General features: G+C 37.2%; 10 protein-coding genes. 8 read left to right on the top strand and 2 right to left on the bottom strand.

Annotated features, from left to right (window positions below; all coding sequences use genetic code 11):
* Positions 1-111 precede the first annotated feature (111 nt).
* From DUT70_RS05800 to DUT70_RS05770, 8 genes are all read left to right on the top strand, one after another.
* Positions 112-1,254, top strand: a complete 1,143-nt coding sequence (locus DUT70_RS05800; RefSeq protein ID WP_113646307.1) for a hypothetical protein — start codon at positions 112-114, stop codon at positions 1,252-1,254.
* Positions 1,255-1,282: 28 nt separating this feature from the next.
* Positions 1,283-4,975 carry a hypothetical protein gene (locus tag DUT70_RS05795; RefSeq protein ID WP_128353307.1) on the top strand — a complete coding sequence of 1,231 codons (3,693 nt, stop codon included), beginning with the start codon at positions 1,283-1,285 and terminating at the stop codon, positions 4,973-4,975.
* A 2-nt stretch (positions 4,976-4,977) separates the two neighbouring features.
* Positions 4,978-8,436: a DUF6443 domain-containing protein gene (locus DUT70_RS05790; RefSeq protein ID WP_113646305.1), complete on the top strand. Its 3,459-nt coding sequence runs from the start codon at positions 4,978-4,980 to the stop codon at positions 8,434-8,436.
* A gap of 10 nt (positions 8,437-8,446) precedes the next feature.
* Entirely contained in the window at positions 8,447-9,073 is a 627-nt protein-coding gene (locus DUT70_RS05785) for a hypothetical protein (protein WP_128353306.1), read from the top strand.
* A 242-nt stretch (positions 9,074-9,315) separates the two neighbouring features.
* Positions 9,316-9,699: a hypothetical protein gene (locus tag DUT70_RS05780; RefSeq protein ID WP_113646303.1), complete on the top strand. Its 384-nt coding sequence runs from the start codon at positions 9,316-9,318 to the stop codon at positions 9,697-9,699.
* 372 nt (positions 9,700-10,071) lie between these two features.
* The gene (locus DUT70_RS05775; protein WP_113646592.1) at positions 10,072-10,839 is read left to right on the top strand and encodes a GDSL-type esterase/lipase family protein; all 768 of its coding nucleotides are present in this window, start codon (positions 10,072-10,074) and stop codon (positions 10,837-10,839) included.
* A 446-nt stretch (positions 10,840-11,285) separates the two neighbouring features.
* Positions 11,286-11,438 (top strand): hypothetical protein, encoded by a 153-nt coding sequence (locus DUT70_RS21315; protein ID WP_205529735.1) that lies wholly within the window; start codon positions 11,286-11,288, stop codon positions 11,436-11,438.
* Positions 11,428-11,646: a hypothetical protein gene (locus DUT70_RS05770; RefSeq protein WP_128353305.1), complete on the top strand. Its 219-nt coding sequence runs from the start codon at positions 11,428-11,430 to the stop codon at positions 11,644-11,646. The genes DUT70_RS21315 and DUT70_RS05770 overlap by 11 nt, the downstream gene beginning before the upstream one ends.
* Before the next feature lie 66 nt (positions 11,647-11,712).
* Here the strand turns inward: DUT70_RS05770 and DUT70_RS05765 are convergent, their stop codons facing one another.
* The gene (locus tag DUT70_RS05765; protein ID WP_113646301.1) at positions 11,713-12,849 is read right to left on the bottom strand and encodes a nuclear transport factor 2 family protein; all 1,137 of its coding nucleotides are present in this window, start codon (positions 12,847-12,849) and stop codon (positions 11,713-11,715) included.
* 33 nt (positions 12,850-12,882) lie between these two features.
* Entirely contained in the window at positions 12,883-13,344 is a 462-nt protein-coding gene (locus tag DUT70_RS05760; RefSeq protein WP_113646300.1) for a nuclear transport factor 2 family protein, read from the bottom strand.
* Between the last annotated feature and the right edge of the window lie 4 nt (positions 13,345-13,348).

Genomic DNA, 13,348 nt, shown 5'->3' with positions numbered 1-13,348 from the left:
CTGCGATTTTAGGGAACGGTTAAAAAACACGGATGAGAAACAGTAATTTTTTCGGTCCTTTAGGTCACTTCAGAAGTCTTAAGATAAAATAACCATCTAAATCTCATTTTAATGAAATCTAAATTATTCTTGACGCTCTTAGGAAGCTTATGTTTTTCCTTGAGCTATGCACAAAACATTGTAATTAATAAACTTTATAATTCTGGAACAACCTCGCCTGCAGGTCAGAATGATATCGTAGAATTATTGGTAGTAACAGACAAGCCAGATTTAAGAAACTTAATTGTAAAGGATTTTAGTGGAGGTGCTGTTAATGCTACAGCTTTTACTGATGCTGGGGGGAGAATTCAATTTAGAAATATTGCCTTTTGGAGCTCCTTAAGAGCAGGTACTACCATTGTGTTGCGTGTAGCGCCAACCGATGCCAATTATGCTGAAGATACTGATCCATCAGATCAAAAACTGGATTTGAGAATTAGCAACACTAATTATTTCGATAATTTGAGTTCTAATGTATTTAACATCCAAAACTATGACATGGTAGTATTGAAATTTGGTAGTGATACAGGTATTGATCAGGTAGAACATGCTTTTGCTTTCGGGATAACCGATAATAATACCACATTTAATGCCATTACAGGGAAAAAAATGAGAACTAACCTCATTTCCCCAACTGGAGGATACCTGTATCAGAAAAGTTTAACAGAAAGCGTAAGCGATTTCGATAGTGTAAACGAAATTCTTGGCTCTGGACCTGGTGTTACCACTAATACCTGGGGAGATGGTACGGGAACAAACAACGTCAATTTTGTAAATTATTTGCGAAGCAGTGATTATCTATATGTACATAAAAGTGGAAATGAAGTAATTAATGGAAATAAGTCTTTTAATGGAAGTATCTCCATAGGAACAGATGACGCAAAAGGTTATAAGCTTGCTGTAGCTGGCAGTATGGTTGCAGAAGAAGTTAAGATAAAACTAAAAGCAGATTGGCCAGATTTTGTATTTCTAAAGGGTTATAACTTACTAAGCTTAGAAGAAGTAGAGGCTTATATTAATAAAAACGGTCACTTGCCTGGCGTCCCCTCCGCAAAAATTGTCGAAAAAGAAGGTATTGCTGTTGGTGATATCAACACAAAACTATTACAAAAAATAGAAGAGCTTACACTTTATCTAATTGCATTAAAAAAGGAATCTGAAGATCAGAAAAAAGAAATTGCGAAACTTCGTGAAACCCTAACGAACAAACCTTAATCTATCCCTTTCCTTTTAATTGATGACGATGAAAAAGCTCTTTCTCATATGCATGGCGCTATGGCTGTGCGGTGCAGCTTATGGCCAAATTCCTAAAGAACCTGTGAATTTTCAAAGCCCTAACGCATTTCAAATGGCAAAATATGTGGATGCTTCGGTTAATCATTTTACCGGAGTGCCCAACATTAGCGTGCCACTTTATACACTTCAAGAAAAAAATATTAGTGTGCCTTTGGCATTAAACTATGATGCCAGCGGCGTTAGACCCGATGAACACCCTGGATGGGTAGGTATGAATTTTAGCCTCTCTGCAGGTGGGGTGATTACTCGTACAGTGAACAACTTGCCAGATGAATTTCAAACTTGGGGTGAAGTTGCAGCCAATAATAAAAATGGCTATTATTTTTTACGCGCTAGGTTGGATCCAGGAGATTGGAATAGCCTCTTGAACACTTGGAATCAAGCCACCACTTTGCTGACCGCTGCTGAAGCAACTTTAGTAGAAAGCGGCCCTCTGCCTAGAGGAGGATATGATTTAGCGCCAGATGAATTTAGCTTCAGCTTTCCAGGATATTCTGGTAAATTTTATCTTAATCAGGCGGGACAATGGCAGGTAAAATCCGACCGCCCTTTAAAGGTTGTTTTTGACAACACCTTTTTAAATGTGCCCATGAGCACAGGGATGTTGCATCGGTTGGCAGGAAAAAAGAACTTTGAATCATTTTCTGGATTTACCATTATTACTGAAGACGGTACGCAATATAAATTTGGTGGAACTACCGATGCAATCGAATATAGTATTGGTTTTACCACACAGCATCAAGACCATTGGATTGCCAACTCTTGGTACTTGGTAAAAATAACTTCACCAACAGGTGAGGAGGTTGACTTTATCTATGAAGCACCCAAAACGCTGGGTGGAGATGGTGATAATATTTACGAATACATTAGCCAACTCTACGTATCCATCAATTTTGAACCAATTTTCACTGTAGGTACCTGCGATTTGAGAACGCCTACCAGCGATGATCTATTCAGTGGTAAATTAATTAGGCCCGTTTATCTTTCTAAGATTAAGGGCAAAAATATAGAATTGAAATTTTCTAGATCTACCACTACAGAATTGCGATATGATTATACAAAGTTTAATTATAACCTTAATTATGTTTTTTCTCCGTGGAAAAATAATACAGAAGGTGCTGGAGATGTAGAATATCAGCCATATTCTTCTTATGCAGGTTTAAAATGGAAGAAATTAGATCAGATTACCGTTGAGCAAAATGGAGTGACCTTACGTACCATTTCATTTCAGTATGATAATTCGGCAAATGAAAGACTTCGTTTAAAATCTGTCCGAGAAAAAGGGAAATCAACAAATATAGAGCAGGTATATGCTTTTGATTATGATGAGTCCCAAGAATTACCACCATACCTCTCTGGTAAGACTGATCATTGGGGATTTTTTAACGGTAGAACTTCATTTACGGGAAATCTTTTTAACTATTCGGGCGCAGCTAACTATTATGCAGACAGACAGCCTGACGAACAATACCTATATGCGGGTATATTGACTAAAATCACCTATCCTACAGGCGGATACACCCAATTTACCTATGAGCCGCATTACTATGGCAAAAAAATGACTTCTAAACGAAGCCTTGCGCCGGTAGCTGTATCAAATACCATGGCTGGTGGGTTACGAGTAAAGAAAATTGTAAATATAGATCCCGATAGACCTACGGAAGCGATTGAAAAAGAATATTTCTATGTTTCGGGTTATAACTCACAGCTTACCGCCAGCCAAATTAATGCGCTACCATCGTCTGGTGTTTTGTCTGGACAGCCTAAATACCTTATTGCACTTTCTTATACCAGTACAAGTTCTACGTATGCTTCTGCGCAGCGAAGTTCTTTTAGTTCGCAAGCTTTTATGCCCAATTCGTCAAATAGCTATGGTACCCATGTTGGCTACACGCAAGTGATAGAGAAAAATAAAGATAACAGCTATACAAAGCTTACTTATAGCAATTTCGACAATGGCCGATTAGATGGAGATGCAGAATCAGTACTGGTAAATCTCCAATTAACGGATTTAGAGTATTTGCCTAATAATTCGGCAAAAGAGAAAAGAGGCAAACTTATTGAACAAGAGGAAATGACTGCTTCAAATCTTTCTGTGAAGAAAACAGTAACCGATTATGCTGCACTTAATGAAAGTACGGCATTTGTTAAAGCAATGGACTTTAAGCGTGAGAAGAAACCATGTGGACAAGAGGGATATACATGGTTTTATGTAGAGGGAATATCCTATCGTTTAAACACCTATTCATACCTACCTGTAAAGCAAAGCACCTATCTCTACAATTCGCTTGGACAAAACCCAGTTAAGGAGGTTCGAGAATTTACCTATAATGATGAAAGACTAGTTATAGAAGACAAATTTACAGATAGCAAAGGGGAAGTCATCCTTAAAAAAATTAGGTACACAAAAGACATGGTTTCGCTAAACCGAGATCCTAACGGTGTTTATGATGGAATGACGGGCAAAAACATCATTGGATTGCCTATTGAGGAGGTACAATTAAAGGACAACAAGCAACTTTCCAGAGGGCTTACCAATTACGCCAATTTCCATTCGTCATTTTACCTGCCCGCGACCGTACAGCAACAAAAGGAAGATACGGCTCCACTAGAAACGAGGGTACAGTACGATTATGATAAAAAGGGAAATGTAGTAAGTCAAACACTAGATGGACACACCAACACTGCCTATGTATGGGGCTATGGCGGAATTTTCCCTATCGCAAAAATTAATAACGCTACTTATAGTACTATAGAAACTGCCTTGGGAGGCGAAGCGGCAGTAAGTGCATTTCTTGATCAACTTAACCCCACCATCACAGAAGTTAATAATTTCTTAGCTCCGCTCAGGACTCATCAATCATTAAAAAGCGCACAAGTAAATACTTATACCTACCGTCCTTACATAGGTGTTCGCAGTCAAAGAGATGCTAGGGGAGTGGCCACTTATTATGAATATGATGTATTTCAACGTTTGTATGGTATAAGAGATCATAATCGAGATTTCGTTAGAACGATCTGTTATAACTATGCTAATCAAAATGTGACTTGCACGCAAACACGTGATATCGACGTGATGCCTGATTTAGAAGACACCGGCCTATATGAATGTGTTAAAAGTGGTGGGTTAAATACTGGACTACAAGCAAGAGTATTAAAGGATGCCAACCCAGACAGTCCAACCTATGGCATGACGCAATTGAGCTCATCTACTACCCTAAATACAAGTGGGTGCCCCTTACCATCAGTGATTTATGCTAAAATGACCTACATTAATGAAAGAACGGTACATGAGGATTATGATTTTCTGGAGGTTAACCATGATATCAAAATTAGTCTTTTTGCGGATGCCGCATGTACTTTACCATATACCACAGGTGTAAATAGAACTCTTAACTATAAAATTATTAAGGTATATATACATGATTTTGGTTATGAAGGAGATTGGGATAGTACAAGTAGTGAGACTACAACCAACCATACCATTACAATTTTGGCAGGAAACAATAGTATTATCATCCCTAATGTAACGTTTTATCAAATTGAATCGACTACTAGCGACGGGGTTTTTCATGAACAGTTTACCACCAATTACGTCTACGAATTATTAACAGGTTCTGGTTACATTATCGCTCAATAGCCATGAAAAAAATATATTATTTATTTGCCTTAGCGTTGTTTTTTAGCAGCGCAAAAGCTCAACAACATAAAACTTATAACCAATACAATGGCGAATCAAAGCTTACTGCCACTGGTAGTATTACCCTTTTGCCAGGTTTTGTGGTGCCTAGAGGTACTAACCTAATTATTCAAATTTCTAATAGTCCATCTCAAGGTTGCGAAGCCTTATCAACTGCGGCAGATCCAACAAAAAATTATATCCTCACTAGTAATTTTAAAATAGAGGGCATTAAAGCCGCTATAGATCCTGCTACTAAAAATGTTTGCGAGATTAACCAACAAATACAATATTTGGATGGTTTGGGTAGGCCGATACAAACTATAGCAGTAAGAGCTAGTCCTGGTTTTCGTGACGTTGTTTCGTTTAATCGTTATGATAATAGGGGAAGGGAGGCTAAAACTTACTTGCCTTACGTAGATATCAATACCGATTATGGTAATTATAAGCAGGGAGATGTGAATGCCCAAGCTGATTTTTATGATCCCGCTAAAAATTTATCAGCATCGGCCAATGTTGTAAAAACAATGTTTCCCTTCAGCCAAATCTTGTTTGAGGCATCTCCAATAAGCAGGGTACTCAATCAGGGGGCTCCTGGTCAAACTTGGCAACCAGAGAGCGGACATTCTGTAAGAGCTGATTACCAATGTAATGATGCTACAGGTACTTATGCGGTTAGGGCATATGATGCTACTGTAGCTTCTACTACCGCCAACGAATATAAACGAACATTATCTAGCACCAAATATTATGACATCAGTGAACTTTACGTAACCGTTACTAAGGATGAGAATTGGAGTAGTGGTCAAACTTTATTAAAGGCGGGAACAGTAGAGGAATATAAGGATAAAGAAGACAGAGTAATTTTAAAAAGACAATACAACAGTATTACCAATGCCAGTAATGAAAATATATTGCAAACCTTAAGTACCTATTACGTTTACGATGATTTTGGTAACTTAAGCTTTGTTTTGCCTCCAGGAGCTAATCCTGATGATGCGGTGCCTTCCCAAAATTTGTTGGATGATTTTTGCTATCAATACCGTTATGATCATCGTAACAGATTAATAGAAAAGAAAATCCCTGGAAAAGGTTGGGAATTTATGGTTTATAATAAGTTGGATCAGTTAGTGTTTACACAAGATGCGCAGCAAAGGAATAAAACACCTCAAGAATGGTTGTTTAACAAATATGATGAACTGGGTAGGTTAGCCATAAGTGGTTTATATCAGCAATCTCAAACAACGGCGGATGCCGAAATGAGTAATCCTTCAAATACTAATCGTACTACGCTTCAAATAAACGTAAATAACCAAACGGCTTTCGCTGAAACACGGAGTACGGCGAATAGTACAACAGGATATACAGCTGTAACATTACCATTGGCGTCAGATATTCATACTTATCATCTCCTTAATTATTATGATGATTATGAATTACCAGGAGGAACCCCCTATGCATTTAATGGAGGCAGTACTAAAACAAAAGGCTTGCTGACTGCTACCAAAATAAAAGTACTTGATGGTACTACTGGCAGCAACAATATGTTGTGGAGTATCAATTATTACGACGAAAAAGGCAAAATGATAAAAAACTATGCCCAACATTTTGCAGGTGCTACGGTGGCTACTAATAAATATGATGAAACCACCAATACTTGGAATTTTGACGGTACCTTGGCAGCTACGGAGAGACAGCACCGCAACGCTGGTACAACTACTACGATAGCGAACCGTTATCTTTATGACCATGCAGGAAGGAAGATCAATACCTATCAACGCATTAACGCTGGTACTGAGGTACATTTGAGCGAGGCATTGTATAATGAAGTGGGGCAGCTACAACAAAAGAAATTACATAATGGCTTACAGTCTACTGTTTACAACTACAACGAACGTGCTTGGCTAAAAAAAAGCATCAGCGATCAGTTTAGTATGGAATTGAAATATGAAGACGGTACCAGCCCACAATATAATGGCAATATCTCTGGCCAAGCTTGGGGAAAAGCAACTAATCTATCTAATGAATTTGTATATGGCTATGATAGATTAAATAGATTGACGAATGGGGAAAGCACGGGTATCGTGATGTCTGAGAAAATTACCTATGACGTGATGGGCAATATTTTAAGCTTAAATAGGGATGGTAATGGCGCTAATGCTTATACCTACAACGCGAATAAATTAATTTCTGTGGATAATATTACCACTGTAGATTATGAATATGATTTAAATGGAAATGCCATAGTTGATGGTAAAATGGGGTTTGCCATTACTTATAATTATTTAAATCTCCCCGTTAGTGCTAGCAAAACTGGTGCTTCTATTAATTACGTGTACGACGCCACAGGTAGAAAACTAAGGAAAGTTTATGCTGGGTCAACTACTACAAATACAGATTATGTAGCAGGTATACAATATACCAATAATGCCATAGAGCTTATTCAAACTGAAGAAGGAATGATTTTTAAAAGTGGTAATGATTACATCTATCGATACGACCTTAAAGATCATTTAAGTAATGTTCGTTATACTTTTGATGTAAATAATGGTACTTTGCGACGATTACAAGAAGATAATTATTATCCATTTGGTATGAGGAAATCCGCTGGTAGTCCCATTGGCTTGTATAATAACTATCTTTACAACGGCAAGGAATTGCAAAATGAACTGGAACAGTATGATTATGGAGCAAGGTTCTATGATGCTGTCGTAGGACGCTTTATTGTTTCTGACATTAGAGCAGAAGAGGCTAGGATGTTTTCGCCATATAGTTATGCTATTAATAATCCGTTAAGATTTATTGATATAAACGGTGAAGGGCCGGGAGATCGAGTAAAAGCTGCAAGAGCTATGACAGGTGCCTCTTATGCACAGGAAACGGGTAAACTAAGAACAGGATTAAGCCCAGCTGATTTGTCTTGCAAAGATTGTTCGGAATTTGTCAATCGAGTTTTAGCCGCTGATGGTGTCACTAAAGACATTTTAGATCAAAATACAGGAAGTATGAAAACTTTTTTTAACAATAAAAAGAAGTTTGTTCATTCAAATTTACCTCAAGTTGGTGATGTCGCATTGTGGGATGGTCATGTTGGTATTGTAAGTGCTGTAGGGAAAAATGGTAAGTTTAAAATGATTCATGCTCGAGGCAATAAAAAATTAGCTCAAGAAAACCCAAATTTTGCTTCCGCTAAGCAATATAGAGACTCTGATTTTTATGGATTTTACAGACCAATAAATGAAACTGAAGATGGTAAATTAGATGATACTAAAAAGCAGGATAAAAGCTCTAATGCAAATAAAGAAGAGAATAACAAAAAAACTGAAGTAACTAATGATTATTATTTAAGTAAAGAATATTTTGATTTGATGAATCTTTTTTGGAAAGTTAGACGTCAAAATTCTAGTGAAATAGAACAATAGATTATGTAATATGAATAGATACATTTTAATTAATTTTTGCTTGATATTAATGCTGTTTTCATCTTGCAATATAAATGGTTTAAAAAAAAATGATGGTAAGCAGGGTAAGGAAACTAAAGTTGTTTCTACTAACCATAATACACCTAAGGATACTCTTATCTCTTTTTCAAGAGAGGAGCTTGAGATAGAAAACTTGAAAATAATTGGGGACACGCTTAATTTTGTTACTCCTTTAAAACAATTGTTTTATCCTTTTGGAGAATTTAACAGCCTTAAATTTTTTTTGAATGCCAATGAGAGAGTAAATTTTGAGATCAAAACATATCCAGAAGATATCTATCGGGTGGCATTTGAAAACAGCTATTGTAAGTTTTATAAAAATGAAGAAACGGGATTGTTAGATATTGTGTATGCTAATTTAAATAATTCAGCAATAAAATTAAGTAATGGCGTAGAAGTTGGAAGCAATAGTGGAAAATTTTATGACTTATTTTTCAAAAAAAGAGTGACACTCGAAAATATCCGTATTGTTAAAATCGAATCTTTAATATTGGGAGTTGTACATTATTATCATATTAAAAATGATAAAATAGTGAAAATAATAATCGATAGCGACTACCAGATCGATAAAAGCTAGGTACTCTAATTAGTTAAAGTTCATATAAGTCACCACTAGCGTAAGCATTTTTGTCGTGATGTCTATGCTTCTGCTGAGAAAACATTGGCGGATGAAGTTAAGGGGACTAGCACAGACACAAATGTAAACTGCAGTAGCGGGGAATCGATCATTTAAGAAAGGAGTAGTATAGTGATAACACCAATCACAGGTTGTGGCGTACAGAACGAAACAAAAAATGAAAAAGTAGAACAGTAATTTCGATGAAATCAACTAGAATTTTTATCATCATACTGCCATTAATTTTTGGAGCTATTGCTTTTAACTACTTTAGGAAGTATTTGATTTTAAAACCAATATTAGAAAATCCTATTGCTTATGATTTTATATCTTCAACAGTGAATAAAGCAGGAAGGGGGGAATCTTTTAATATGACAGTACTATACAAAAAAGTACGTTATGAATTGGTTATTACAAGAAAAGATTATATTAATACGAAGAAGGGAAATTATCCTAAACTATATTATTCATCTGAGCTAAATGAAGTGTTTTATAGTTGGAGTGTTAAAAGAAGTATAAGAATTGCACTTATTTTCTTTGCATTTTTTATCATCACTTGCTTATTGGCGTTTAAAAAAATTAAATAGAATATTTACCTCTGGTTGGTGTTATCACCAACCAGTTGGAGATAGTTGAGCGGTATGGTGATAACGCCAACCACAAATTGAAACAGTGCAGTAAGATGATCCTTGCTTTGAGCTGGATGACAAAGCGAGGATGGTAAGTTTGCACGGCATCTCTTGCCTAAAACTACGTTAAGTTTTACTCAAAAGTACGTTAGGTTTTACCTAAATGTACCGCATCTTTTTTGAAAGAATAGGCGTGCAATTGAAACCTTTGGTTGGTGTTATCACCAACCATTTAAAACCTAAGCAATAGCGTAATGGGGCTTATGCTTTACGTTAATGGTTGATGAACTTTGTTTAAATCCACTTAACTTTTTATCTTGTAGCGTGAAAATGATCCGTAACCTTTGCCTCTCCACTTACTTAGTTTTAAGCATTACCTTTAGCTACGCACAGCAAGAAAATAAGGCCCTCAATATTGTATTTATCGGTAACAGTATCACCTTTGGGGGTGGTTTGGCCGATCGTGGCAAAGACGCACCACCCAACGAAGCTTGTGCTTGGTTGCGTCAACAGCAAGGCGTAGGTGAGGTCAACTTTTCCAACCAAGGGGTAAGCGGACATACCAGCGTAGATGTGCTGCCGCAAACCAATACCGATTTTCCGAGGATACTAAAAGCAGCCAAATCATTTGCCAACCCCAAGGCGCTTTTGGTGTTCTCCATCAAATTGGGCACCAATGACAGTGCGGTAAAAGGACCTAAGGGGGCACCAGTATCTAAAGAGGATTATTACAACAATTTAAAGCTCATTACCGACAGCCTGATGTCTGCTTTTCCAGCGTGTAAAGTCGTTTATCAGCAGCCCATTTGGTACAGTCCAAATACCCACAACCGCTCCACGTATATGGAAGAAGGCCTAAACAGATTGCAAACCTATGGGCCACAACTGCAAAAACTGGTGAAAAGCTATCAAAAAACAAATCCAGGTCAGGTATTTATGGGCGATACCAAGGCCTTTAAGTTTTTTAAAAAGCATTACCTACAATACCTTGCGCCAGAAGAAGGGAAATTTGGACCCTTTTATCTACATCCCAACAAAGAAGGAGCTTACTTATTAGGCGATTTTTGGGGCAAAGCCATTTACAAAGCCCTGTTTTAGGGCACGCGTTTTTACTGATTTTTAAAGCAACCTTACTCGTACCTTATTCGAACCTTATTCGAGGCATATTCGAGACCGCTTCGGAAATAGTCGAAGAAGGGTCGATTGAATTACGTCTCAGTCTCTACTTTGGTAGCTTGCCATAATATCCCTTTATGATAGTGTTAAGCCAGATTTATGAATGATTTTACCATGCCAAAAATAGGAGGTGTTGGCTAATGATCTGCTGAAGATTGTCGAAGAGGTGTCGAAGAACCGAGGCGAAACCCAACATTTTCGGTGCAAAAGCTGACAGATTGTGGTCAAGTTGGTACTTTTTATCTTGTGTTTGTTGAATGACACCATCCTCGTTAAAACATTAAAAACAGCATCGACATAAGGTAATTTAACTTTTAAACTATCTCTGTCATTTGCGACATTTGCCGCCTCATTAAATTACTAAACCTATGTACAAAACAATACTTAAAAAGTTAGCGATCTCTTTGTTTTTTTCACTTTGCTTTCTGACTGCTTTTTCGCAAAACAAGAAAGTGAATGTCATTTTATTGGGCACCTATCATTTCAATCATCCAGGAAAGGAGTATCCTTATGGAAGATAGCCAAAAAGGCTTGGAGCAAATTACCGATCAGATGAAGAAAAGGTATATGCCTGATCAGATTTTTGTAGAGAGTGATTTCAATCAAACGGCCAAGCTGGACTGGCAGTACCAGTTGTACCTTAAAAACAAGTATGCTAAGTTTACCGACTTTAAGTTTTTTTTTTGTGATAGCGCCAACTACAAGTTACAGGGAGAGAGTCTTCTTTAACATTCAAAAAAAATCCCAGCTTAATAAACTGGGATTTTTTGTTTTAAACCGTAGTTTGCCTTTACACTATCTACTATTTTCTTTCTTTGGTAATTCTCGCCACGAATAGCTTTTATGTACAATTTTCCAAGCACCTTGGTATTTAAGGATTAAGAAATAGTCGGTAAAAGTTCGCAAATTGGGAATTACAATTTCTGCTTTTGCAATTGCGGCGTCTTTTTCAATATCTATGGAAATGATCCGTCCTATTCTGTTGTTTTTTACACCCACGTTGATATTGGAAATGTATTGCTCGCCAGAACGTATCCATAGCGTGTCTTTAGCAACGGTATATAAATTGAAATTAGGGTGGAAGGCCTTACGCAATCTCTCGGGCTGTCCATTAGCAGTACCTTCGATATAGTCGAGAAGGACTTCCTTAACTTGGTCCAAATCACTTTTGATAAAGGAAGTATTGGTGTTCTTAAGATTTAACAACTTCACAATTTCAGTAGCCATTTTTGAAGCTGAACTGGGATCTTGTCCAGTGATAAATCTGCCATCAACCACATAAAAGCCGTCACCCCCTTTATCAGAATAAACAAAATTGCCCTTGTTGTTCTGGATAGCCTTATCAATGGCAAAGGGAAATGTTTGGTAATATTCGGCTTCTTTATTCTCAAGTTTGTCTGGATAGCCCGTGATTTTTCGATCCTTGTACAAGGAACTTCCATCCTCATCCTTCAAGAAAGCTAAACCTGCTGTACCGTGGCATATGGCCGAAACTACGCCATTTTTATGGTAAATTTTTCTTGCTATTTCTTGAATGGTTTTGTCTTCGGCTACGCCGAACATGGCTGCGCCTCCACCTGTATATAAAATAGCCGAATAGTGGTCGCCATTAATTTCAGTGGGCTTCATGGTATGCGCTAATTTATCCATAAACCAACCAGTGTACAAGTACTTTTTTTGAAGCGTATCCGACGAGTTGATATAGCCAATTGGAATTGCACCACCTTTTGGGCTAACGAAATCGACAAGGTAACCTGCTGTTGTAAATACATGGTAAGGCACTATGATTTCCTGAAAGTGATTGGAGGTGGTTATTTTTGTATTCCCATAGAAATCTTGATTAGAGGTTACAAACAGAATCTTTTTTTGGGCATGGCTATTGGTAAAGTTTACACCCATGCAAACAAGTAATGATACTAGTATTTTATTCATAGCATTAAGTATTAGCTAAAAAACAATGGGTGATTACTTTGATTTTACTGCTGGTGTTTCCACGGTTTTGTGGGGTACACGGCTCGAAATTTTATCTACAATAAACCAGCCCTTATCAGTTCTTAGCAAATTGAAATAGTCTGTAAATAAAAGCCTCGAAGTACTGATTTCAACCTTAGCTACGGCCGCATTATTTGAAATGTCGATAAATACGGTACGGGCCGACCAATTGTTAGGTTTGGCATCTCTTTTTTTGTAGCCTACCAAATACTTTGCTTTAGGGATAACCCTAAATTCGTTGTCGCTAAAACCTTTAAGTTGCCAAGAGTCATGAAAGGCTTGCGCCACCTTGGCAGAGTCGCCAAAGGCCTGCCCATCCATGTAGAGGTCTAATGTTTTTTGGATGGCTTGTAAATCATTTTTAGTTTCGTTTACTTGGGCATTTACATTCAGGAAAAAAAGACTAAGTCCGACAAATAGAAATACTTTTCTCATTTTT

It is taken from the genome of Pedobacter chitinilyticus (genome assembly GCF_003313385.1).
GTDB lineage: Bacteria > Bacteroidota > Bacteroidia > Sphingobacteriales > Sphingobacteriaceae > Pedobacter > Pedobacter chitinilyticus.
The sequence above is the reverse complement of the archived record's forward strand: the minus strand, read 5'-3'. Positions and strand labels throughout refer to the sequence as shown.